The organism is Paenibacillus sp. NPDC058071, assembly GCF_042885235.1.
GTDB lineage: Bacteria > Bacillota > Bacilli > Paenibacillales > Paenibacillaceae > Pristimantibacillus.
In genome coordinates, this window is sequence record NZ_JBHVSK010000020.1 from 1 (window position 1) to 24,748 (window position 24,748).

Consider the following 24,748-nt stretch of genomic DNA (forward strand, 5'->3'; position numbering starts at 1 on the left):
AACCACGCGTTCCCATACCGAACACGACCGTTAAGCCCTCCAGCGCCGATGGTACTTGGACCGCAGGGTCCTGGGAGAGTAGGACGTCGCCAAGCTACGAGAGACCTACCGCATTATTGCGGTAGGTTTTTTGTTGTGTTCGAAGAAGTATGGCGATCCACTCTCCCGGGGAGAGTATCTGTTGCTTGGTCGAAGTGACTTCCACGAAGCAGGAACGGTTTTTAAGGAAGCAACAGATGCCGACCTCGATGTCGTCAAGAAAGCTTATTCATCCGGTGCGGAATGGACGTCGCCAAGCTACGAGAGACCTACCGCATTATTGCGGTAGGTTTTTTGTTGTGTTCGAAGAAGTAAGATATTTATTGCTAGTAACGATACAAAAGAAACGATTACAGGATTAAACTCATTGCTATGGTATAATATTGACTTGAATACTACATATTTTTACAAACATAGATGAGGAGTGTTCGATTTGTTAAAGAAATGGCTTTCGTCTCTATTTGTGCTTGTCATTATTTTTGGATTGTCGGGGAACGTTGTGAATGCCCAGTTTTCGGATGTTGATCCATACAAATATCGTTGGGCAAAAGAAGCGATCGATTTCATGGTTGATCGAAATGTGATCGTAGGCTACGAAGATGGTAGCTTTAGACCTGAAAAGTCGGTAACGAAAGCAGAACTAACTGTTATGATCTATCGATTGTTTCCTGAGCTAAGAGCCGACAGTCCAGAGGCTATACCGGGTATCGATAAAAACCATTGGGCCAGTAGGGAGTTTGTCGAGCTCTATAATGTAAATTGGCCGATATACGCCGCCGATAAGCAGAACTGGAATAAGGAAACATATTCTTATTTACCAGAGAAAAAGTTGACAAGATGGGAAGTTTTGATGGTCTTGAACACATTGTTTGAGGGCAGGTTAGGGATTGACGATTACCCGGAATTGAAAGCTGTAATGAAAACTTTAATGAAAGCAAAAGATGTGCAACGGAAAGTGATTGCCACGGAAAAACAGCTTGATACATTTTGGGAAACAGCTTCTACGATGTCTCCAATTATGGGTCTTGAAAAAGACGGCTCGGAATTATACTGTGCGACTGATATTGAATGTATGAAGGTAGCCGCCTTGCATAAATATATTAGTCTTGGCATTATGTCCTTGGACAAGCAAAACAAGTTTTATCCTTCACAGCAGGTTACGAGAGCAGAAGTGGCTACCATTCTTCACCGCCTCACAAAGGTTGTAACGGAGGCCGTGGCACTACCTTCTGAGACTTCCGTTGATAGGGAAAGAGACAAGGATAGGGAGAAAACTCCTGTTCAAGAGCCAGTAACCCGGACATATGTAGATCCTAAAGGAGGCGTTGGAATTGGAGGGAACTTATATGGTAAAGATGCAGGTATCAGTTATATAGCCGAATTTCAGGAATCTATGATTGACGGTAAAAAAGTCGAACGCATCGTTCTGAAAGTGGACTCTAAACAAATACTTGATGTGTATGCGACGCTTGGGAATATAAAAACCTTATATACCTATGAACAATTAACGAATCACTCGAATCCCGTTACGATTGATGTTCGAGGATATTCTGAAATAAAAGTAGAATCCAAAGTGAGATACCCTGAACGGCTTGTTGAAAATGGAGATAATCAAGCTATGATAACTGTAGAAGCTTATTAAGCGTATCAGAACCTATTGAGAACCAGATAGGGAATTACTATACGAACAATTAATCGTAATTGCCTTTGTATCTCAGGAAGGTATGCATAAAAAGAAATGATGATCTAACAGTCCATTATCAAGAATAAGAGCCCTGGCTGTTAGTTGAAGGTAAACATACAAAAGCGCCGCGGATACTCGCGGCGCTTCTTGTTTTTTTGTGTATTTACGGAGTTGCTTTCTTATTAGCTTCCAGGTAGTCTACAGCGCGCAACGCGATCGTTACCGCTTCCGCACGGGTGGCTGGTTTTGCAGCGCCAAAACGGTTATTTTCCTGGCCAGTGATGAGGCCGTACTTCACAGCAGTAGCAATGTATGCTTTGGCGTATTGCGGAATTTGATCGGCATCGGCGAAAGTCAGCGCAGATGCGTTTTCAAGCGGTAAGTTAAGAGCTCTAACGATAGTAACCGCCAATTCAGCACGGTTAATCTCTTTATTTGGACGGAAGTTTCCGTCTTCGTAGCCGTTTATAATGCCAGCAGCGACCGCTTGCTCGATATACGGTTTTGCCCACGATTGAATGTTGCCGAGATCGGCGAACTCTACCGTTTTGGTTTGTCCTTCAAGCTTCAAAGCGCGGCCAAGAATAGCTGTCCATTCGGAACGGTTAACGGAAGCATTTGGTTTGAAAGTTCCATCTGCATAGCCAGTAATCAAGTTCAATTGAACGGCACGCTCAATCGACTTGGCAGCCCAATGCGATGCGCTATCTTTGAATACGGTTGTCGGTTGGGTAGGCTTAGTGCCGGTTTCTTTACCAGGCTCTTCCGGTTTCTCCTCTTCCTTCTCTTCTTTTTCTTTAGTTTCACTTGGGTTAGGGCGCTCCGGAATGGTGCCAAAGTTATCGGAACCCCAGCTTGTTGTAGGGAATGCCGAGTTCAGTTGAATATCGACAGCATAGTCTTCAACATAATTGATTGCTGGCCAGTTGATTTTGACATGACCGCTTAAAGTGGACGGGACATCAGAAACTTCAAATTGAACTCTTCTTGTATTGGAGGCCGAATCGCTTTCAATCGTTTGCGTTTCGCTTCCGCCAACTTGGAAAGAGGTCACTTCCTTGCTTTGCTTCAAAAAGATTTGGACATATTTTTTTCCATTTTCAACAAGCAGACGTCCTGGATGTGCAACATAATCGTCCATTACGGAAGCTTGAGAGGTGCCCGATTTCAGGATTTTAAAGCTCAGAATATATTTTCCGTCCTGCAAGACGCTAGGGTTCGTACCTGGATTGGTGCCCGGGTTCGTGCCAGGGTCAGTGCCTGGATTTGTGCCTGGGTTCGTACCCGGATTAGTTCCTGGATTCGTACCTTGAAGCGGCACATTCGAGACGTCCAGCTTCAGAAGAACGCCATGCCAAGCGGAATAAACCGGCGTAGTCAGTTCAATATGAACAATGGCGGCTTGCTCTTGGTTAATGTCGCTAATGTTCAGTGTTACTTGGTGATACGTAGAATTAGTCACTGTAACGGCAGTTGCCGCATCATAGCGTGCAAGCTGTGCTTGGTCAAACGGTGTAGGCGATCCGTATGCAGGAATCGTTGCTTTCGTCTCGCCAGTTTTCAGGCTTCCAATGTACTTAAATACTTCGTACGATTTCATTTCGTGCGAGAAAGTCGCTTTACCGTTGCTGATCGTCAGCTTGCCCGTCCCCGGGACAGCGTAATTGTTAACGGAGGAGGTTTTGCCAGAACCGTTGTCGTTCAAGTATTGGTAAGGAACGTTGTAAACGCCGTCCACCGGCGCAGATGAACCGGAGCTAGCAGGAGCCGCCGAAACCGCGGCAGTGAAAGCCGACAGCGTCAGAGCGAGCGCCATGAAGAGCGAAGTAAATTGGCGAAGCATTTTGTTCATTTGTAGAAACACTCCTTTGAATGATATAAATGAAAATTTGAATAGCGGAAGCTTCCGCTTAAAACCAATATGTAACCCGCGGCTTCCCTCCCAGTAAAAGAATCTATTGATAGACGCCAAACGCCAAACGGCAGCGTGCAGATGAATCAAAGTAACAAAGGATAATGAGAATCATTATCGTCCGAGTGGCAAGTCGATTTTACTATGTGATTATGAACGGAGAATGAATTCTAAATTACAAATTTGAACGTCGGGATAGCTGAGGAAATGACGGCAGTAGAAGCTTCAAAATTGTAATCTGCATTTCATACCGCGTTCATAATTGCAAAGTAAAATGCAACTGTGCAGATGAAAGTGAGAATTGATCTCATTAAAAAGAGGCTGGAGGCATAGATAACAATTGAAGGCAATATTGAAACGCTGTACGGGAATAGGGACGGCATTGATCATTACGGTTGGCCTCTTATCCGGCTGCGGTTCTGCTGTTAATAGCAGCGGGGGAGAAGGTAAGCTGAATATCATCGATTTTGCTGATAGGAGCGTATCGTTCGAGAGCCCTCCGCAGCGTATTGTCGCGCTCGGCAACGGCGAGGTCGATATTGTGTATGCACTCGGCGGTTCGGTAGTAGGAAGGCCTGAAGCTTCTGGCGCTTTTGTGCCGGATGCTGCAAAGACGGCGTTGGAGATCGGATCGGTGCATACGGTCGATTTAGAAAAGATCGCAAGCGTACGTCCCGATGCGGTGCTCGGCAATTATCCGATTAATATGAACGACGTGCCCTTGCTACAAGGCATCGGGATAAAAACCGTGCTGACACAGGCCAACTCCGTTGACGACATTAAGCGTCAAATCGAGCTGTTCGGCAAGCTGCTGGAACAAGAGGACCGCGCGGCTGAGCTTGTCTCCAGCATAGATCATGCAATTGCGGAGGCCGTGAAACGACAGCATGACAATGAGCAGGCTGACGGACATAAGCCTCGCGTCCTGCTTGTGTATGGCGCGCCAGGCTCTTATCTGGCCGCTTTGCCAAATTCACTGGCCGGCAACCTGCTTGAAACAGTTGGCGGCGTCAATGTAGCGGCAGAGCTGCCGCGGATGCAAAACTTCCCGCAATACGCGCAGTTGAATACAGAACGCGTCGTTCAAGCGAATCCCGACATCATTCTAATGATGACGCACGGCAATACGGAGGAAGTCGAGCGGGGCTTTATCCGCGAGATGGAGAGCAGTCCAGCGTGGAATTCACTTTCCGCAGTTCGTAACGGTCGCATGCATGTGCTTCCATCAGAGCTGTTCGGTACGAATCCAGGGACGCGCGTTGTCGATGCCGTGGAGCTGCTGGAGGAGCTGCTTCGCTCATGAAGATCAGCGTAAGAAATAAAAGAAGAAGTTTGCTCGCAATAACGGCTTTACCGGCGATTATCGCGGCCGTTCTTTACGGTCTGGGCAGCGGCTCGGTATTTATATCCCTTCCCGACATTTGGGCCGTGTTAACGGGCGGCGGGGATGAAATGCATTGGACGATTATTTGGAACTTGCGGCTGCCTCGGGTGCTCGTCGGCTTGCTTGTCGGAGCTTGCTTAGCCGCCTCGGGTGCGCTGCTTCAAGGCGTAATGCGCAATCCGCTTGCCGATCCGGGCATTATCGGGATTTCGTCCGGCGGCGGATTGGCTGCGACGGTGGCATTGGTCATACTGCCGCAATTCTCGTACCTGCTGCCCGCTTTTGCTTTTGCCGGCGCCTTGCTGTCAGCGATTGTAATCTACTCGCTGGCTTGGGATAAAGGCGTATCGCCCGTCAAAATCGTACTATCCGGCATTGCGATCAACGCTTTGCTCGGCGCGGTAATGAACGGCATTATGGTGCTGAACGCGGATCGCGTTCAAAGCGTCATTCCATGGCTGGCCGGGGGATTGAGTGGCAGAAGCTGGCCGCATCTGACGTTTATGCTGCCTTACGCCGTTCTCGGGCTGCTGCTCGTTCCCTTTGCCGCCAAGGCGGTCAATATGCTCGCGCTCGGCGACAATTCGGCGAAATCGCTGGGCCAGCATGTAGAGCGGCAACGATTTTTTATTATCGCGCTCGCATCTCTGCTGGCGGGGGCTGCCGTGAGCGTCGCCGGTTTGGTTGGCTTTGTCGGCTTGCTGATCCCGCATGCTATCAGGCTGCTAATAGGCGATGACTATCGTTACTTACTGCCGTTATCGACGGTCTGGGGCGCCTGGCTGATGGTGGTTGCCGATACGGTGGCGCGCAGCTGGTTCGACCCGCTAGAGCTGCCAGCCGGTATTTTGCTCGCTTGTCTCGGAGCGCCCGTATTTCTCATTTTGCTGAAAAAAAGAAAGCTTACCCGATAGGTACAACACAAATTAACATATAGGAGGAATTTATTTATGGTTATCGTGACAAACGTTTCGCAAATTACAAAAGGTGACGGTATGAAGCTGATTGAGCGGTTTGACAAGGTGGGCCAAGTGGAAGGCATGAAAGGCTTCCTAGGGCTTGAAGTCATGCTCACGGAAAACGTGAAGGAATACGACGAAGTAACAGTCAGCACGCGCTGGGAGACAAAAGAGGATTTTCAAGCTTGGACGCGCAGCGATGCGTTCCGTGAGTCGCATTCCCACCGGGAGAAGCCGGAATACATCATTTCCAACAAAATCGCGTTTTACGATGTGAAAATCGTACGCCACCCGCTGCCTCAAGAAGAGAGCCAGGCCGTATAAAATCAATGAATGAAACGGGCTTTCACGGGGAGCATAGCTGCTCTTGAAAGCCCGTTTTTTTCGCCGTTGCTCTGTTTTACGGCCTAAAAACTAAAAAGGGATTGACAGAGCGTAATCATACTTGTACGCTTATTCAATAATGATAATCATTATCATACATATGATAATAATAATCTTTTTCATAAGAGTTTATAGGATTTGCCGACTAAGGCCAACCAACCGGAGAGGATGAAGAAGCATTGAAGCTTGCAAAAGCTAGCACGATAAAATGGGCATTCGCACTGCTGCTTGCTTGTGCGTTAATGCTGCCTGCAATGGCGGCAAGCGCTCAAGAGGAATGGAAAGACGGCTCCTACACAGTCGATTATTTGGTGCTGAAGGCAGAGGATGATTCTGTATCGATCGCTAACGATTACTGGGAGAAACCGGCTTCTGTTGTGTTCAATAAAGGAAAAACGACCATTCGATTGACGATTAACCATAGCGACTGGGTGACCGAGTTCAAAGTTTCCCGTAATGGCAGCTATTCGGATGCTCAAGTTATCGAAACGAATAATTCCGACAACCGGCGCGTTGTGCAATTTACGACAGATGATGTGACGAAGCCGATTCTGTCCAAAATTCATGTAGCGATTCCGGACATCGGCTACGACCACGGCTACACCATACGATTGGTATTCGACACCGATAGCTTTAAGCTCGTTAAAGCTGCAGAGCCGGAACGGGTGACCGAACCGTCCACTCATCCAAGCGAGAAACCGGCTGCGAATAAGCCAGCGGCAACGGCAAAGCCATCAGCACAGCCAACCGATAAGCCGAAGACGAGCGTTAAGGACAATGGTAAGGATGCGAGTGGGCCTTCGGAGCAGCAGAGCGCAGCGGCGAAGGAAACGCCTGCGGCTGACGGAAATGCGAAGGCGACGGAGGGCAAAGCGGAGAAAGAGAAAGCTTCGGAAGGCACAAGCGGTGCTGATACTGCTACTGCTTCATCGGCATCTCCTGCTCCCGAGGCGACAGAGGCTCCGGCTGAAGAAACAGCAGCCAACGCAAATGGCGGTGCGCAAGCGAACGGGACGAACGATGCTGAAAATGCAGAAGGTGCCTCTGAAGACAATGCGCCAGCGGATAGTGAAGCGGCCGTCGAGAACGTTGCTGCATCAACCGACGACGCTGTCAAAGCTGCTAACGCAACTGCTGGAACAGAAACCGGGGCGGCTAGCGCTGGCTCTAATTCCGCCCGAAGCGTCTGGGCGTTTGCGGGACTGGTCGTTTTTGTCGGAGCGGGAGCCTCCTTCGTCTGGATAAGGAGAAAACGATAAGATGAACAGAACCTTTATCGCGATTATAGGCTTGCTCCTGCTTTGCGCACCTCTGCTTGCAGGCTGCGGGGGATCAGGATCAACCGCTAACAATAGTACGGCGAATCAACCGGCCGAGGGGGCAACGGCTGAGCCGAACGGACAAAACGGCGGCCTAGCGGGAGAGAATGACGGAAACGCTGAGCATCGCATCGTCGCGACAACGGTAGCGGCGACGCAAATCATGGATATGCTGGGAATCGATCTTGTCGGCGTGCCGACAAGCGTCAAAACGCTGCCAAGCCGTTATGACGGCGTAACCCGCGTAGGCAGTCCGATGAGCCCGGATATGGAGCTTGTCAAATCGCTTAAGCCAACCGAGGTGTTGTCCGTCACGACGCTCAAGTATGAGCTCGAGCCCGTGTTCGAGAACGCCAAAGTGCCTGCCTCATTCCTCGATTTGACGAGTCTGGACAGTATGCGCAAGGAGATCGAGACGCTCGGCGAGCGATTCGGCAAACAGGAGAAGGCGGCGGAAATCGTGAAGGCGTTCGATGCCACGCTCGAGCATGTTCGTCAGGCGACGGAAGGAAAAGAAAAGCCGACGGTTCTTATCTTGCTAGGCGTGCCCGGCAGCTATCTGGTAGCGACGGAGCATTCCTACATCGGAGATTTGGTGCGACTGCTCGGCGGAGTCAATATTGTGCAGGACTCCAAAGTAGAGTTCCTTGCCTCGAACACGGAGTACTTGCATAAGTCCAATCCGGACGTCATATTGCGAGCGGCTCACGGCATGCCGGACGAGGTCGTCAAAATGTTCGACGAGGAATTCCGCAAGAACGATATATGGAAGCATTTTAAGGCGGTGCAAACAGGGCAGGTATACGATCTAGAGGAGTCCTTGTTCGGCACGACGGCCAATCTGGCGGTGGGAGAGGCGTTGGAAGCGCTGCTTCCTATGCTCTATCCGTAACCGGCAAAGGACAGTGGGAATATGACGAGAAAAATAACCGTATTTGCGGTAGTGACGCTGCTTCTCACCGTGGCGGCGCTATATTCGGCCATGACGGGAAGTATTCGCGTCGGCTTTGGAGAGCTTGTGCAAGGATTGTTCAGCGGTTCGAACGAACAGGTGCAAATTATTAAAGATTTGAGGTTTCCTCGGATTCTAGTTTCGATGCTGACAGGAGCGGCGCTTGGCGTGTCAGGCGCGCTGCTGCAGGCGGTGATGAAAAACCCGCTGGCGGAGCCCGGCATCATGGGTATTTCTTCAGGAGCGGGCGTCGTCTCGCTAGCTATCATTACGATTTTTCCGGTTTTATATTTTTGGGCTCCGCTCTTTTCCGTACTTGGCGGTGCGCTTGCCTGCTACTTGGTCTATTCGCTTTCCTGGCGTTCGGGCTTGAATCCGCTCAGACTCATTTTGGTCGGGATCGCGATAAATGCGACGTTCAGTGGATTGGGCCAATCGTTCAATTATCGCGGGAGCTATGCGGTAACGAGCGTCAACCAGGCGGTTTCCTCCATTTTTACGATGAAAACATGGGAGGACGTATACATACTTGGCTTGTTTGGCGGCATTGGCTTGCTGCTGGCACTGGCGCTCGGCTCGTGGTGCAACATGCTTGCCTTTCAAGATGAAACAGCGCGTAATCTTGGTTTGAGCGTCACGAAAGTCCGGCTTATTATATCGGCGGTGGCCGTTTTGCTTGCATCAGTCGCTACGGCGATTGGCGGACTGATTCTATTCGCAGGACTGCTGGTTCCGCATATCGGCAGGCTTTTAATCGGCAGCAACTACAAGCTGCTCATTCCGTTTTCCGCAATCGGCGGTGCGCTTCTTATTTTGAGTGCGGATACGATCGGGCGAACCGTGCTGGCGCCTGCAGAGATTCCAGCTTCCATTATTATGGCTGTTGTAGGCGGGCCGTTCCTGATCTTTATGCTGCGCCGGAGCGACAAACTGCGAAGATAACCGATAAGAGGAGGTTGATTGGGTTGAAGCACTTGCTAATCACGGACGATGACGCGAACACGAGAGCGCTGCTGGGTCATTACATGACGTTGGAAGGCTTTCGCGTTGTGGAGGCGCAGAACGGACGCGAGGCGATAAACATGCTGAAAGGACGCTCGATCGATCTGGCTATCTTCGACGTCATGATGCCGGAAGTGGACGGCTTGACTCTGTGTGAGTATACACGCCGAAATTATGATATTCCAATCATTCTGCTGACGGCGCGCGATCAGCTTAGCGACAAGGAGCAAGGCTATTTGAGCGGAACGGATGATTATGTTACGAAGCCGTTCGAGCTTCCGGAGCTGCTTTTCCGTGTAAAAGCGCTGTTTCGCCGTTATTCGCTGCCTTCAAGCGATAAAATTCGTTTAAATGACGTCATTATCGACCGTAAAAATTGCGAGGTGCGCATCGGAGACGAGGTGCTGCTGCCGCCGATGAAGGAATTCGAGCTGCTGGCGCAGCTAGCGGAATATCCCGGGAGGCTTTTTTCGCGCGACGAATTGATTCGTCTTGTGTGGGGCTCCGATTACGTAGGCGACGAGCGCACGGTCGATGTGCACATTAAAAGGCTGCGCCAGCGTTTTCCCGAGCATGAGCGCGGCTTCATTATTCATACGGTAAGAGGAATCGGTTACAAGCTTGAGGTGCCAACCGGATGAGATCGCTTTATTTTCGCGTATTTATGATTACTATTTACGCTATAACGCTTAGCAGCCTGCTTGGCTTCTATACCGCGAATGTCTACTATCAGTGGGAGCTCAAGCCTTACAATGACGCCAAGCTGTCGGGTATCGTGGGGCAAATAAGAGATTATGTCGAGCGATTCCCTGAGCAGATGGGCGATTACTTTAGCCATGCGGCGTCGCTTGGCTACCAGCTTTATCTGATAGACGAGGAAGGCAACGAGATGTACTACGGCGCTCCTTTTCGAGTGCTGGATCTCGGGGACGACGTTCGGCGGTCGGTGCTGGAGGGGATGTCCTTTCACGGCGTTGCTGAATACCCGAACAAGCCCTTTGTCACAGGTTATTTCGAGAATAGATTGAGCAATTCGGTAGGCGTGCCGATGCTGGCGAATGGAGATCGTTACGCTTTGTTTTTGCGCCCCGATATTCGGCTGCAGTTCGGCGAGCTGCGCAGCTTTTTTGCGATGATATTGGCGTTCGCGGTTTTGTTCAGTATTCCGTTTTTTCTGATCAGCACGCGCTATCTGGTGCATCCGGTGACAAGGTTGAAGGATGCGACGAAGTTGATCGCGCAGGGGCACTATACCTTAAAGCTGCCTACAAAACGGAAGGATGAGATTGGCCAGCTTGCGCAGCATTTTCAGAAAATGAGCACAGAGCTGGAACGCTCTGATAAGGCGAAAAAAGAATTTGTTGCGAATGTGTCGCATGAAATTCAGTCCCCGCTGACGTCGATACAAGGCTTTGCCGATTCGCTGCTGCAGGAAGAGGCGGACGAGCAGAGACGGCGGCATTACGCAAGCGTCATCGGGCAGGAGGCGCGTCGTTTGGCGGCGCTCAGCCGTCAACTGCTGCTGCTGTCCACACTGGATAACACCGGATCAGCGGTTGAAAAGCGTTCGTTCGGACTGCAGCCGCAGATCCGACAGGCGCTTCAATTGCTGGAGTGGCAGCTGACCGAGAAAGAAATCGCCGTCCGGCTGCGGCTTGCGCCGCAATTGTACATTGTAGGTGACGAAGTGCTATTAATGCAGGTTTGGTCGAACCTGCTGTCCAATGCAGTGAAGCATATTCCAGAAGGCAGCACCGTTACAGTCGAAGCTTACCGAGAGGACCGGGATTGCGTCATCCTCATTGCGGACACGGGCAACGGTATACCTGAGGAGCAGCTGCCGTATATTTACGATCGTTTCTACCGGGGCGACAGCGCGCGCCAGCGAGGCTCCGGCAGTACCGGCCTCGGTCTCGCGATCGTACAGAAAATCGTTTATTTGCATGGAGGAACGATAGAAGCTGAGAGCCGGATGGGGGTCGGTACGACATTTTGCGTACGCATTCCGGATTAGCTTTTGAGGCGGGAACGGAAGACGAGCGTGGCGTGGGTTCATAGGCCATTTTCATCGTGAAGAGAATAAGCTTCTGGTGCGGTTATCCCGATGTGGATGCCGCTTTTTTGCGCGTTAAGTCTTGTTTGCGAGATAGGACAGAGGAGTGGAGTCTGTTACAATAAGAAGGAAGACTTATAACAACTTAAGAAGGTGAACAACCTGTGGATAGAAAAAAACTGTGGATAGGCGGTCAATGGATCGAGGCTAAAAAATATGTTCAGCTTCGTTCCCCGTACTCAGGAGAAGTGATTGCTGAAATTCCTTCGGCCGATCTGGAGGAGACCGAGGCAGCTATCGCCGCTGCCTATGAGGCAAGAGCCTCTATGGCGGCGCTTCATGCGCATGAACGCGCGACTATTTTGGAACGGCTAGCCTTGGCAATTGAGAAGCGCTCGGACGAAGCGGCCCGACTGCTCGCGTTTGAGGCGGCCAAGCCTTTTACAACGGCAAAAGCGGAAGTGGCTCGCACGGTGCAGACCTATAAGTTTGCGGCCGAGGAAGCGAAACGGATTCATGGAGAGACGATTCCGCTTGATGCCGCCCCTGGCGGCGAGAACAAGCTCGCATACACCGTTCGAGAACCAATCGGAGTGGTCGGAGCGATCACACCGTTCAATTTTCCTCTAAACTTGGTTGCGCACAAAGTCGGACCGGCGATTGCAGCAGGCAATACAATTGTTTTAAAACCAGCTTCGCAGACGCCGCTTTCCGCTTATTTGATTGCCGAGCTGCTGGATGAGGCTGGCCTCCCGTCGGGAGCGCTCAACATCGTAACCGGATCGGGAAGCGTAGTCGGCAATCGGATCGTCGAAGACAACAGAGTAAGCATGATTACGTTCACGGGCAGCCCGGAAGTCGGCATTGGCATTCGCAGCCGTGCGGGATTGAAGCGGGTCACATTGGAGCTAGGCTCCAACTCGGCTCTCCTGATCGATCGTGGTGTCGATATCGATGGGATTATTAATCGCTGCGTTACCGGCGCTTTTTCGAATCAGGGGCAGGTCTGCATATCGCTTCAGCGCATTTATACACATGAGGATGTGTACGACCGATTTACTGCAAAGTTTGCGGAGGCGGCAGGGCGGCTTAAGCAGGGCGATCCACTCGATCCGGCGACGGAACTATCCGCGTTAATTTCCGAAGGGGATACAGCACGTGCAATGGAGTGGATTGATGAAGCGCGTGAGGCGGGGGCGACGGTTGTCACCGGCGGAACCGTTCAGAACGGCATTGTGGCGCCAACTGTTATTACGAATGCATATGCGGAACTAAAAGTGTCCTGCCAGGAAGTTTTTGCGCCGATTGCGGTTATTAACAAAGTGTCCACGATGGAAGAAGCGTTCGAGCTTGTGAATAACTCCAGGTACGGCCTTCAAGCGGGCATTTATACGGAAAACTTGCGCACGGCGCTGGACGCCGCGGGAAAACTGCATGTCGGAGGGGTTATGATTAACGATATCCCCACGTTCCGTGTTGATCATATGCCTTACGGCGGCGTGAAGGAAAGCGGTATTGGCCGCGAAGGCATCAAGTATGCGGTAGAAGAAATGACGGAATTGAAGCTTGTCGTCATTAATCGTTAAGGCGGTTTAATTTTTAGAGGGCGAAGTAAAGTGCCCGTTCTTCACGTTGAGATGGCTGGAATGGACAGCGATGGCAGTGGAATCGAAGTAGAAGCAGGGGCTGGTAAAGGAGATCGTATTACTAGCTCGTTTCTGTGAATTACGGGTGTACGGCAGGATCTTGTGTCACTCTTTTTAAAGATTCTGAAGCGCGAAGCGCTAAACGATACGAAAAACGGAAACTTGGTCAGTTTCGAGGATAAGAAGTAAGAGTGTTGAAATGCTCCCGTCGAGCTCGGTTTGCGACCGAGTTTGCCACGAGGGCTTTTTTTTCGCACCCGCACCCGCACCCGCACCCGCACCCGCACCCGCACCCGCACCCGCACCCGCACCCGCACCCGCACCCGCACGGGATAACTTTCGCATTGCTTATGCACAGTGGGGATAAAAACAGACGCCGCCTAATTTATTTTCTTATGCACATGTGAATAAGCGAGAACCGCCTCTTGTCCTCTTTTTTCTCCACAACTGTTTATAACCGGAGGATAATAGCCGAAAACAGCGTATAAATAAGCAAAAAGCGCTCCATGCTAAGTATTAGCGCCATTTTCGGCAGCGGATTTGAGAATCGTCAGAAAATTGCAAATGCGCGTCTTGACCTTTCCTTTTTTTCGCGTATAATAAAATTAAAGTCAAAGAAAGTCAAAGTCAGTTGTTGATCAATCGCCTATCGCGATAAAGCTGCTGCTGTCCTTGCATCTTGGAAGAACTTTGACTTCGTTATGCATCACAGGGAGGTTGGTGGTTTGCGTAACATTTCCGATCTCATCGAACAGTATTTGAAGCATATGCTGCAGGATAGCCCCGAAGGCGCGGTAGAAATTCAGCGCAACGAGCTGGCGGATAAGTTTTCTTGCGTCCCCTCGCAAATCAACTATGTTATTAGTACCCGGTTTACACTGGAGAAAGGCTACATGGTGGAAAGCAAGCGGGGAGGCGGAGGCTATATTCGCATCCAACGGGTAGAGCTTCCGGCGCTGAAAACGATCCAGTTCCATATCCATCAAACGATTGGAGATTGCGTCGAACAAAGCGTGGCGGAAGGTCTTATTTATCAGCTGGAGGAAGCCGGTCTCGTCACAAGGCGCGAAGGCAACTTGCTGAGAGCGGCCGTCGACCGCGAGACGATTGCGCTTAAGCTGCCGATGAGGGATGAGGTCAGGGCTCGCCTTTTGCGCTCCATGCTCATTACGCTGCTTGTTAAATAGCGGTTCCACAGCTAATGCTACCGGAAGGAGGTTTCGGCATGATTTGCCAAGAATGCGGCAAGAAGCCGGCAACGCTTCATTTTACGAAAATCGTAAACGGGGAGAAAAACGAGTTCCACATTTGCGAGTCGTGCGCCAGGGAAAAGGGCGAGGGCATTCCGGGAGCGCCGAACGGTTTCTCGATTCATAGTTTGTTGTCCGGGCTGCTCGATTTCGATCCGTCGGGAGCAACCGGAGGCGGTCTGAAAACGCAGCCTCAATTGCGTTGCGAGGATTGCGGGTTGACGTATAGTCAGTTCAGCAAGCTAGGTCGATTCGGCTGCAGTTCCTGCTATCGGCATTTCGCCGACCGTCTGGATCCGATGCTGAAAAGAATCCACAGCAACACGGTGCACAGCGGGAAAATTCCAAAGCGCTCCGGTACGCAAATCCAGTATAAGCGCGAAATCGAACAATTGCGCCGCGATATGCAAGGCCGGATCGAACGGGAAGAATTTGAGAGCGCGGCTCATATCCGTGATCGAATCAGGGAGCTTGAGCGTAGAATAGTAGATCTGTAAGCCAGGAAAGGCCGCATGAAGGAGGGTTCCTCTTAATGAAACGCCGATTCTCACAACAGGCGGTAAGCGATTGGATGAAGGAAGCTGGACCCGATTCGGAAATTGTGATTAGCAGCCGAATCCGGGTAGCCCGCAATTTGCGGCAGTTGCCTTTTCCGATGCTTGCGACCAACCACCAGCTGACGGAAGTGATGGAACTGCTAACCGAGGTTTCCAACTCCGGAAAGCTGGCGCCGATCGGCAAGTTTGATACGATTGTTTTATCGGAGCTGAACGAGCTGGAACGGCGGGTGCTGGTGGAAAAGCATCTCATTAGTCCCAATTTGGCTAATGATTCACGTGGCGGGGCCGTCATTCTAAGCGAGAACGAGTCCATCAGCATTATGATCAATGAAGAGGATCATTTGCGAATCCAATGTCTGTATCCCGGCTTTCAGATTAAGGAAGCCTGGACACTGGCGAATCGCATTGACGATATATTTGAAGCGGAAACGAATTACGCTTTTGACGAACAACGGGGATACTTAACGAGTTGTCCGACGAACGTGGGCACAGGAATCCGGGCATCGGTCATGATGCATTTGCCGGCGCTTGTGCTGACACAGCAAATTAACCGTATTTTATCGGCGGTAACGCAAGTCGGCTTGGCCGTTAGAGGGCTGTACGGGGAAGGTAGCGAAGCGCTGGGAAATCTGTTCCAGATTTCAAACCAGGTAACGCTTGGACAGTCCGAAGAAGAAATCATCGACAATCTGTACGGCGTAGCCAAACAAATTATCGAGCATGAGAAGGCGGCCAGGGTCAGGCTGCTAACCGATTCCCGTCTTCGGATCGAGGATCGGGTTAGACGCTCCTACGGCATTCTCTCTTACGCCGCAACGATGGATTCCAAAGAATCAGCGCAGCGGCTGTCCGATATTAGGTTGGGTGCCGATCTCGGATTGTTGGAGGAAGTTTCGCCGCAAGTCACGAATGAATTAATCGTGATGACGCAACCCGGCTTCCTGCAGCAAGCGTTCAACGAAAAGATGAGCGCCGAGCAGCGGGATTATAGACGGGCCGAATTAATCCGCAAGCAATTGCGGAGTCAAACCGAGCATGGGGGTGCATGAATATGATGTTTGGAAGATTCACGGAGCGGGCGCAGAAGGTACTCGCATTGGCGCAGGAAGAAGCGGTCCGTTTGGGCCACAACAACATTGGGACGGAGCATATCTTACTCGGCCTAATTCGCGAAGGAGAAGGCATTGCCGCGAAGGCGCTGATCGGACTTGGTCTTGGTCTCGAGAAAATACAGGATGAAGTGGAAGCTCTAATCGGCAGAGGCCAGGAGCAGCCTACTAATATCGCTTATACGCCGCGCGCGAAAAAAGTGATCGAGTTGTCGATGGACGAAGCGAGAAAGCTTGGCCATACTTATGTCGGCACAGAGCATATTTTGCTCGGTCTCATTCGCGAAGGCGAAGGCGTAGCGGCTCGTGTATTGAACAATCTTGGCATTAGCCTGAACAAAGCGCGTCAGCAAGTGCTGCAACTGCTGGGCAGCAGTGAAGCAGTATCGAGCAACCACGGCACGCCGTCAAACGTCAGCACGCCTACCTTGGACGGTCTGGCCCGCGACTTGACTGCTTTCGCTAAAGAAGGCAATCTCGATCCGGTAATCGGCCGCAGCAAGGAAATCGAGCGCGTCATTCAAGTATTGAGCCGCCGGACGAAAAACAATCCGGTTCTCATCGGTGAACCAGGCGTCGGTAAAACGGCGATTGCGGAAGGCTTGGCACAAAAGATCATCGCCAACGAAATTCCCGAGACACTGCGCGACAAGCGCGTCATGACGCTCGATATGGGCTCCGTCGTGGCGGGTACGAAATACCGCGGTGAATTCGAGGACCGTTTGAAAAAAATTATGGATGAAATCCGCCAAGCGGGTAACATCATCCTCTTTATCGACGAGCTGCATACGCTGATCGGAGCGGGTGGCGCGGAAGGCGCAATTGATGCTTCGAACATTTTGAAACCTGCGCTGGCGCGCGGCGAGCTGCAGTGCATCGGCGCGACGACGCTTGACGAATATCGCAAGTACATCGAGAAGGATGCTGCCCTGGAACGGCGTTTCCAGCCGATTACGGTAGATCAGCCTTCGCCTGAAGAAGCGGTACAAATTCTGATGGGGCTGCGCGATCGCTATGAGGCGCATCACCGCGTGAAAATTACTGACGATGCTATCGTGCAGGCGGTAAAACTGTCCGATCGTTACATTACGGACCGCTTCCTGCCGGACAAAGCGATCGATCTGATCGACGAAGCGGGCTCGAAGGTAAGACTGAACTCGTACACGGTACCGCCTAATTTGAAACAACTGGAGAACCGTCTGGAAGATATCCGCAAGGAGAAAGACGCCGCGGTTCAAAGCCAGGAGTTCGAAAAAGCGGCAGCGCTTCGCGATACAGAGCAAAAAATCCGCGAAGAGCTCGACGTGACGAAAAACCAATGGAAAGAAAAACAAGGCCGTACCGATTCCGAGGTTACGCCTGAAGATATCGCGCAAGTGGTCGCAAGCTGGACCGGCATTCCGGTCAGCAAGCTGGCTGAAGAAGAGACAGAACGTCTGCTCAAAATGGAATCCATTCTCCATGACCGCGTCATCGGCCAAGATGAAGCCGTTAAAGCGGTAGCGAGAGCAATTCGCCGGGCGCGCGCCGGTTTGAAAGATCCGAAGCGGCCAATGGGCTCGTTCATTTTCCTCGGCCCAACCGGTGTCGGCAAAACCGAGCTGGCTCGCGCAATCGCGGAAGCGATGTTCGGCGACGAGAATGCGGTTATCCGCATCGACATGTCGGAGTATATGGAGAAGCATTCGACATCCCGTCTGGTCGGAGCGCCTCCTGGCTACGTCGGCTACGAAGAGGGCGGTCAATTGACCGAGAAAGTTCGCCGCAAACCTTACTCCGTCGTGCTGCTGGACGAAATTGAAAAAGCGCATCCGGAAGTGTTCAACATTCTGCTGCAAGTGCTGGAGGACGGCCGTCTTACCGATTCCAAAGGCCGTGTAGTCGACTTCCGCAACACGCTCATCATCATGACGTCGAACGTCGGCGCTGACCAAATCAAACGCAATTCCTCGCTCGGCTTCACGGCTGTGCAGGACGCGGGCCGCGATTTCGCTATCATGAAGGACAAAGTGATGGGCGAGCTGAAGAAAAGCTTCCGTCCGGAGTTCCTGAACCGGATCGACGAATCGATTGTATTCCATTCGCTGGAGCAAGAGCATATCGCTCAAATCGTGACACTGATGTCCGACGAGCTGCGCAAGCGTCTCCGCGAGCAAGAAGTCGACTTCTTGTTGACGGATAAAGCGAAAGCTTTCCTCGCAAAAGAAGGCTTCGATCCGCAATACGGCGCTCGTCCGCTGCGCCGGGCGATCCAGAAGCATATCGAGGACCGTCTGTCCGAAGATCTGCTGATGGGAAAAATCAAAAAAGGCGACAACTTTACCATCGACGAGCAAGACGGTGAGCTGACGGTTCGCAAGGACACAGAAAGCGCTGAATCGGCTCAAGAAGAGACAGCAACGAAATAACACGTTCATTTCCATTTCAAAAGGACCTCATTTCCGCTGTGAAGCGGGATGAGGTTCTTTGTATGTGAGTTAGATTAGACGGATGTTGGTGCGGACGATAGATGGGTGAAAGCAGATTGTTTAATTGCATCTGCCGCCATCAGTATACTGTACTACATTCTAAACCCAACTTACCTTTGGTGCTATAAAGTGGCAGTAATGGACGGACACCTGCACAGGACCGCGCGAAAGTAACTCTTCTGTTACTTCTTTTGTTACTTCTTTTGTTACTTCTTTTGTTACTTCTTTTGCTACCTCTCCTGCTACTTCTTCCGTTACTTCTATTTCTGCTGCTGACTCCTTCACATAATTTTGCGCTACTTCTTCACTCCCCCTTTATGGCCTGCAGGGCAGATTAATAAGAACGAAAAATCATATATATTTGGCCCGAAAAACGAAAAAAGGCCAGTTATATACGAAAGATCACACATAATTGGACCGAAAATTGAAATTGGGCGAAATATATACGAAAAATCATACATATTCACCTTAAACGGCAGTTTTGCTCAGATTATATATGAAATTTCATACACAATTGAACTCCAGCATCGAAGGTGCCGAATAACTGCCGCTCACGGCATTTCGCGCACGCAAAGGCCAGGCTATTAGAGTTAAATTGAGGAATGACCGAGGCTACGCGGCATTCCCCAGATATTTTCCCTTGGCGGAGCAAAAGCGAGTCCGAAATGATTTTTCGAATGTTCATCCCGCGGTCGGCGATAGCGACCGCCGGAACGAGAATGACATTTCGGACCGCATTTGCGTAGCCCGAACGACATCTCGGACCGCTTTTGCGGAGCATCATTTGTTCTCAACCAAAAAGCTTGGTAAAATTAAAAGGAGTCTATAAGGCAGGAGGGGTACCGCAATGATTATGGTAACGAACACGATTAGAGTCAAGAAGGGTCACGGCGAATCGGTTGCCGAAAGGTTTACGGGATCGAAAGGAGTAGCGGAGTCGCCAGGCTTCGTCCGAATGGAGGTTCTGTTTACGGAGGGGCTTGAAGACCATGACGAGCTGAAGGTGTGCACGACGTGGGCTACAAAAGCAGCCTTTGAAGCTTGGGTGAACAGCGATTCCTTCCGTCAGGCTCATGCGCATCGCGGCAAGAAAACGGAGGGTGAAGGCGAAGCGAAAGAGTCGGTGCTGCTCGGTTCCGAGATGACGACTTATCGGGTGCTTGTAACCAAATAAATCCGTTTTAGATCAGCTCCCTGAAGTCCGCTAAGCGGCCGAAGGGAGTTTTTTTGTAGGCATTTTGGCTAGGGGTTTATACGGTTCGCATTAAATGGTAAACTTTGAATGATAGCTTTAGTAAAAGGAGCCTGTCATGGCAAAAATAAAGACGAAATTCGTATGTACGGACTGCGGCACCGAATCGCCGAAATGGCTGGGCAAATGCCCGGGCTGCCACGCTTGGAACTCGATGGTGGAGGAGAAAGAAACCGTCGTTAAAACCCAAGGCGTGGGTCTTCGAGTGGTTCATGAGAAAGAAAAACCGCAATCCATCATACATATAGAAAGCGGGCAGGAGCCTCGGATTGAGACGAAGATGCAGGAGCTGAACCGCGTGCTTGGCGGCGGAGTCGTTCCGGGCTCGCTCATTCTGGTCGGGGGAGACCCGGGAATCGGCAAGTCGACGCTGCTGCTGCAAACCTCGCACGCAATGGCTGCAAAAGGACTGAAGGTCCTCTATATCTCGGGCGAGGAATCGGTGCGTCAAACGCGCTTGCGGGCGGATCGGCTGGGCGCTTTGACGGAGATGCTGTTTGTGCTCTGCGAGACGAACATGGATTACATCAACGACGCTATCGAATCGATTCAACCCGATTTCCTTGTGATCGATTCCATTCAGACGGTCTACGACCCGAATGTGCAATCGGCTCCCGGAAGTGTAGCGCAAGTGAGGGAGTGCACAGCCCACTTTATGCGCGTAGCCAAGATCAAAGGCATCGCTACTGTTCTAGTCGGTCATGTGACCAAGGAAGGCGCGATTGCAGGGCCTCGGTTGCTTGAGCATATGGTGGACTGCGTGCTCTATTTCGAAGGAGAGCGCCACCATACGTACCGGCTGCTACGGGCGGTCAAAAACCGGTTCGGCTCGACCAACGAAATCGGTATCTTCGAAATGGGCGAAGAAGGATTGCGCGAGGTATCGAATCCATCGGAGCTGTTTTTGTCGGAAAGGCCGTTAGGTGTGGCGGGATCGACAGTCGTTGCCAGCATGGAAGGGACGCGGCCCGTCCTGGTCGAGCTGCAGGCGCTGGTCGCTACGACGAACTTCCCTTCGCCGCGGCGGATGTCCGCCGGCATCGATCATCACCGCATGGCGCTAATTATTGCGGTATTGGAAAAAAGAATCGGCATGTTTCTGCAGACGCAGGACGCGTATCTGAACGTAGCGGGAGGCGTGAAGCTTGACGAGCCGGCCGTCGATTTGGCGGCAGCCGTTTCGCTGGCGTCCAGCTTCCGCGATGCGCCGACAAGACCGTACGACGTCATATTCGGCGAGGTCGGATTGACAGGCGAGGTTCGAGCCGTATCGCGCGCGGAGCAAAGAGTAAAAGAAGCGGAAAAACTAGGTTTTAAACGAGTCATTATGCCGGAAAAAAGCCTAAAGGGATGGAAGCCGCCGGAAGGCATAGAAATTATCGGCGTTGGCACCGTATCGGAAGCATTGAAAGCAGCACTTGGATAGGGGGCATACGATGAAGGAACAAAGCCAGCAAGAAATAATGAACCAGTTATTGCAGTTAGTCGCGCCAGGCACCCCATTCCGCGAAGGATTGGAGAATGTGCTTCGGGCAAAAACCGGGGCGCTGCTTGTAGTAGGCTACAGCCCGGAGGTCATGGAAGTCGTTGACGGCGGTTTCTCCATCAATTGCGATTTCTCTCCAAACTACTTGTACGAGTTGGCGAAGATGGACGGGGCCATCATCTTGAGCGAAGATATGCGCCGTATACTGTACGCCAACACCCAGCTTATCCCGAACAGCTCGATTCCGTCGATCGAAACCGGCATTCGTCACCGGACGGCCGAGCGCGTCGCCAAGCAAACCGGCAAGCTGGTCGTCTCTATATCTCAGCGACGTAATATCATTACCTTGTATCAAGGGAACCTGCGGTATTCCTTGAAGGAAATGGGCGTTATTCTGACTAAAGCGAATCAGGCGATACAGACGCTGGAGAAGTATAAAGTGGTGCTTAGCCAGTCGCTGACCAATCTGTCGGCACTGGAGTTCGAAGAGCTCGTTACGCTGCAAGAGGTGGCGCATGTCGTGCAGCGCGTCGAGATGGTGCTGAGAGTCAAACTGGAAATAAAACGATATGTGACGGAGCTCGGCTCGGAAGGCCGCCTGATCGCGATGCAGCTCGAAGAGCTGGTGGACGGGGTGGACGAAGAGGCGTGGTACTTGCTGAAAGATTATGCCAAAGACAATTCGGATGACCGCATTCGGGAAATTCGTATCGCATTGAAAAAGCTAAGCTCCGACGAGCTGCTCGACGCCCAGCCGGTCATTCGTTTGCTCGGCTACACGAATACCGGAGCGATGGCTGAAGAAGCGGTCTCTCCTCGCGGCTATCGCATGCTGAATCGCATTCCGCGCCTGCCGCTTATTATTATGAACAACCTGATCGAAAGGTTCGGCCGTCTGCCTCATGTACTGATGGCTACGATCGAGGAATTGGACGAAGTCGACGGTATCGGCGAAGTTCGAGCGAGAGCGATTAAAGACGGGCTGAAGCGGATTCAGGAGCAGATGTTCATTGACAGACAAATCTAAATCTCATACAATAGATTGAATGTGTCCTTTAAACCATACATCAGTTAGCGGACTTAGGGCATAGTAGAGAAGAGGTGGAATAGATGATTACAAAGTCGATACCGAGCCTTCTCACAGTGGGGAACTTATTCCTTGGAATAGTTGCCATTATTCTTGTGTTTAACGAAAAGCCTCAGCATGCCGCCATGATGGTTCTCATCGCCATGCTGCTGGACGGTGTTGACGGCCGCGTTGCCCGCGCTTTGAACGCTCAAAGCGAATTCGGCAAAGAGCTTGATTCCTTATCCGATGTCATTTCATTTGGCGTAGCACCCGCATTTATTATGTACGTTGTAGCGTTCACTGAGCTAAATCAGACGCTCGCGTGGATAATAACGGCATTATTTCCGATTTGCGGTGCATTGAGGCTGGCCCGATTTAACGTAATCTCCAGCGCTCCGGGTTATTTTATCGGTTTGCCGATACCGGCGGCGGGAGGCGTACTGGCTACGCTCGCGCTCTTTAAAGACGATATTCCTCTAACCGTGCTGGTGTTAAGCTCTTTTGCGCTATCGCTGCTAATGGTTAGTACTGTTAAATATCCGAACTTCAAAAAGATCGGCATTCCCCGCAGTGCAGTATGGGTGGTGCCCATTGTCGTTCTAATCGCGATAATTCTTGGCGTTACGCTGGAGAAACAGCTGTACAAGATCGTCTTTATCCCATTGCTGTTGTACGCCCTTTACGGTTTAAAAAAAAACGTTGACTGGCGTCGCAAACGGCGCTCGCGTCGGCGTCACCCCGTAACGGAAAACAACGAGGAGCCGGTTCAATCCGATACCTCCGCTTAAACGCAAGAAGAAGGTTCAGAAAAAGAACGGATCGCAGGCCTGAATAGGCCTGCAATCCGTTCTTTTTTTGCTTAGTAAATGCTGCGGAACAGACGCTTCTTCTGATTTCGGATCAAACTTAAAATTAGTGCTTGACTCACAAGGAGAAAAAGCGAAGGGGCAGAGGGATTCTGGAGAAACGATAGTTTTCGCTTTTAAAGCATGATTCCTACCGCAAACACTATTAAATAAAGGAATCAGGCTTTAATGGCGATCGCAAGAACCCTCTGACCCGCAGCGCTTCCCCTCACCTAAAGTCAAGCACTGATTTCTCACCAAGACAATATTCGCCCCGCCGCGACAAGACAATCGTTGACGTATTGCCATCATAAAGTTAATATGGATGGGAATGTAAAATAATGTCGCAGAAGGGAGACGTGCCGCTTTCCGATGATCGATCAATCGTTTCTTCAAGGCTGGGCGGAATTTAACCAGAAAAAATGGAATTGCAGCGCCGATCTGATAACGCTCAAAGCGCCAAATTCCGACGCCTGGTGCGAAACCCTTATTCTAGCCGACCGCGGAAAGCTGATACTGCCGCCGCTTAATCCTTATCATTTGACGGTCTTTCATCCGACGCCGACAACGAAGGTGCAAAAAACAGGCAGTCAATGGCATGAAGTCGCCAAATTGTTGGCCGCTTCGCTGCAGCGCTACAAGCTGTCGTCGAACTTTTATTTTCCTCCGGAAATTCAGGATATCCGTCCTTTTTTATGGCAAGGCTTTAAACCGGAAATCAAATATACATACTACGTTGAATTGCCATGCGTTAGCGAGCAGATCAGCTCCTCGATACGCAATAAAATAAAAAAGGCGAACGCGGCGGGCTACGTCTCTGTTAGAACCGACGATATGGAAGCCGTGCATCGCTGCTTAGCCGGTACGGAAACAAGGAAAGGCTTCGATCATCATCTGACGGTCGGCGATTTGCAACTGGCTAGACAACTGCTGGGCGAGGATCGCTTCCGGGCTTATGTCTGCCTAACCAAGGACGGCGAGCCTGTAAGCGCCAGCATTACGATGCTGCTCAGCCCCGAGAGGGCGCTGGGATGGATTTCGGCGTCGAAAACAGAGCATCTGTCAGGCGGTGTCGTTCAGCAACTGCAGCAGTTTGAATTCGAGGACTTGCATGCTGCTGGCGTGCGCACATTCGATTTTTACGGCGCCAATCTGGAATCGGTCTCCGCATCCAAAGCGCATTGGGGTGGACAACTGCGGGCGTTTTACGGCATCCGGGCGCCTGGTTATAAGGATATCGTTCGATCGGGCCTCGAATGGCTGCGGTTCGGTAACAACTGATAAGCTAGTCGAAAAAAGTAAAATAAGGCGGTGCAGAGGGATATGACGATCCCCGCACCGCCTTATTTTACATTTATCTTGCTTGATGATTTCC

At 51.1% G+C, this 24,748-nt stretch carries 22 protein-coding genes and 1 rRNA gene; 21 read left to right on the forward strand and 2 right to left on the reverse strand.

Annotated features, from left to right (window positions below):
* From rrf to ACFVTB_RS23680, 3 genes are all read left to right on the forward strand, one after another.
* Positions 1-95, forward strand: a 5S ribosomal RNA gene (gene rrf / locus ACFVTB_RS23670); the annotation flags it as partial.
* An 86-nt stretch (positions 96-181) separates the two neighbouring features.
* Entirely contained in the window at positions 182-328 is a 147-nt protein-coding gene (locus tag ACFVTB_RS23675) for a hypothetical protein (protein WP_387754896.1), read from the forward strand.
* A gap of 144 nt (positions 329-472) precedes the next feature.
* Complete coding sequence (locus ACFVTB_RS23680) at positions 473-1,681, forward strand: S-layer homology domain-containing protein (protein ID WP_387754899.1); 1,209 nt, start codon at positions 473-475, stop codon at positions 1,679-1,681.
* A gap of 205 nt (positions 1,682-1,886) precedes the next feature.
* On the opposite strand, the gene ACFVTB_RS23685 is transcribed toward ACFVTB_RS23680, so the two are convergent.
* Positions 1,887-3,575, reverse strand: coding sequence for an S-layer homology domain-containing protein (locus ACFVTB_RS23685; RefSeq protein WP_387754902.1), 1,689 nt, complete (start codon positions 3,573-3,575; stop codon positions 1,887-1,889).
* Between the two features lie 400 nt (positions 3,576-3,975).
* Here ACFVTB_RS23685 and ACFVTB_RS23690 point away from each other — a divergent pair, with 400 nt between their 5' ends.
* From ACFVTB_RS23690 to clpC, 13 genes are all read left to right on the forward strand, one after another.
* A complete protein-coding gene (locus ACFVTB_RS23690) occupies positions 3,976-4,938 on the forward strand; it encodes an ABC transporter substrate-binding protein (RefSeq protein ID WP_387754905.1) in 963 nt (320 codons plus the stop codon).
* Entirely contained in the window at positions 4,935-5,933 is a 999-nt protein-coding gene (locus tag ACFVTB_RS23695; RefSeq protein ID WP_387754908.1) for a FecCD family ABC transporter permease, read from the forward strand. The genes ACFVTB_RS23690 and ACFVTB_RS23695 overlap by 4 nt, the downstream gene beginning before the upstream one ends.
* Before the next feature lie 36 nt (positions 5,934-5,969).
* Positions 5,970-6,302, forward strand: a complete 333-nt coding sequence (isdG, locus tag ACFVTB_RS23700) for a heme oxygenase (protein ID WP_387754911.1) — start codon at positions 5,970-5,972, stop codon at positions 6,300-6,302.
* Between the two features lie 239 nt (positions 6,303-6,541).
* On the forward strand, positions 6,542-7,621 hold the full coding sequence (isdC, locus tag ACFVTB_RS23705; RefSeq protein WP_387754913.1) for a heme uptake protein IsdC: 1,080 nt from the start codon (positions 6,542-6,544) through the stop codon (positions 7,619-7,621).
* A gap of 1 nt (position 7,622) precedes the next feature.
* Entirely contained in the window at positions 7,623-8,573 is a 951-nt protein-coding gene (isdE, locus tag ACFVTB_RS23710) for a heme ABC transporter substrate-binding protein IsdE (RefSeq protein WP_387754916.1), read from the forward strand.
* A gap of 21 nt (positions 8,574-8,594) precedes the next feature.
* Complete coding sequence (locus ACFVTB_RS23715; RefSeq protein WP_387754919.1) at positions 8,595-9,575, forward strand: FecCD family ABC transporter permease; 981 nt, start codon at positions 8,595-8,597, stop codon at positions 9,573-9,575.
* A 23-nt stretch (positions 9,576-9,598) separates the two neighbouring features.
* The gene (locus ACFVTB_RS23720) at positions 9,599-10,276 is read left to right on the forward strand and encodes a response regulator transcription factor (protein ID WP_387754922.1); all 678 of its coding nucleotides are present in this window, start codon (positions 9,599-9,601) and stop codon (positions 10,274-10,276) included.
* Positions 10,273-11,649, forward strand: a complete 1,377-nt coding sequence (locus ACFVTB_RS23725; protein WP_387754924.1) for a sensor histidine kinase — start codon at positions 10,273-10,275, stop codon at positions 11,647-11,649. Before ACFVTB_RS23720 ends, ACFVTB_RS23725 begins: the two co-directional genes overlap by 4 nt.
* A 203-nt stretch (positions 11,650-11,852) precedes the next feature.
* Complete coding sequence (locus tag ACFVTB_RS23730; RefSeq protein ID WP_387754927.1) at positions 11,853-13,274, forward strand: aldehyde dehydrogenase family protein; 1,422 nt, start codon at positions 11,853-11,855, stop codon at positions 13,272-13,274.
* A 785-nt stretch (positions 13,275-14,059) separates the two neighbouring features.
* Entirely contained in the window at positions 14,060-14,521 is a 462-nt protein-coding gene (locus tag ACFVTB_RS23735; RefSeq protein ID WP_387754930.1) for a CtsR family transcriptional regulator, read from the forward strand.
* Between the two features lie 38 nt (positions 14,522-14,559).
* On the forward strand, positions 14,560-15,081 hold the full coding sequence (gene mcsA / locus ACFVTB_RS23740) for a protein-arginine kinase activator protein McsA (RefSeq protein ID WP_387754932.1): 522 nt from the start codon (positions 14,560-14,562) through the stop codon (positions 15,079-15,081).
* A gap of 35 nt (positions 15,082-15,116) precedes the next feature.
* Entirely contained in the window at positions 15,117-16,193 is a 1,077-nt protein-coding gene (mcsB, locus tag ACFVTB_RS23745) for a protein-arginine kinase McsB (protein ID WP_387754935.1), read from the forward strand.
* 2 nt (positions 16,194-16,195) lie between these two features.
* Positions 16,196-18,661, forward strand: coding sequence for an ATP-dependent protease ATP-binding subunit ClpC (gene clpC, locus ACFVTB_RS23750; protein ID WP_387754937.1), 2,466 nt, complete (start codon positions 16,196-16,198; stop codon positions 18,659-18,661).
* A 159-nt stretch (positions 18,662-18,820) separates the two neighbouring features.
* Here clpC and ACFVTB_RS23755 read toward each other — a convergent pair whose 3' ends face one another.
* Positions 18,821-19,006, reverse strand: coding sequence for a hypothetical protein (locus ACFVTB_RS23755; protein WP_387754940.1), 186 nt, complete (start codon positions 19,004-19,006; stop codon positions 18,821-18,823).
* 562 nt (positions 19,007-19,568) lie between these two features.
* Here ACFVTB_RS23755 and ACFVTB_RS23760 point away from each other — a divergent pair.
* The 5 genes from ACFVTB_RS23760 to ACFVTB_RS23780 all read left to right on the forward strand — a co-directional run bounded on the left by ACFVTB_RS23760 (position 19,569) and on the right by ACFVTB_RS23780 (position 24,654).
* Positions 19,569-19,895 (forward strand): antibiotic biosynthesis monooxygenase, encoded by a 327-nt coding sequence (locus ACFVTB_RS23760; RefSeq protein ID WP_387754943.1) that lies wholly within the window; start codon positions 19,569-19,571, stop codon positions 19,893-19,895.
* 136 nt (positions 19,896-20,031) lie between these two features.
* Positions 20,032-21,399, forward strand: coding sequence for a DNA repair protein RadA (radA, locus tag ACFVTB_RS23765; protein ID WP_387754945.1), 1,368 nt, complete (start codon positions 20,032-20,034; stop codon positions 21,397-21,399).
* Positions 21,400-21,409: 10 nt separating this feature from the next.
* On the forward strand, positions 21,410-22,486 hold the full coding sequence (disA, locus tag ACFVTB_RS23770; RefSeq protein ID WP_387754948.1) for a DNA integrity scanning diadenylate cyclase DisA: 1,077 nt from the start codon (positions 21,410-21,412) through the stop codon (positions 22,484-22,486).
* 83 nt (positions 22,487-22,569) lie between these two features.
* The gene (gene pssA / locus ACFVTB_RS23775) at positions 22,570-23,316 is read left to right on the forward strand and encodes a CDP-diacylglycerol--serine O-phosphatidyltransferase (protein ID WP_387754951.1); all 747 of its coding nucleotides are present in this window, start codon (positions 22,570-22,572) and stop codon (positions 23,314-23,316) included.
* A 429-nt stretch (positions 23,317-23,745) separates the two neighbouring features.
* On the forward strand, positions 23,746-24,654 hold the full coding sequence (locus ACFVTB_RS23780) for a GNAT family N-acetyltransferase (protein ID WP_387754954.1): 909 nt from the start codon (positions 23,746-23,748) through the stop codon (positions 24,652-24,654).
* Positions 24,655-24,748: the final 94 nt, after the last annotated feature.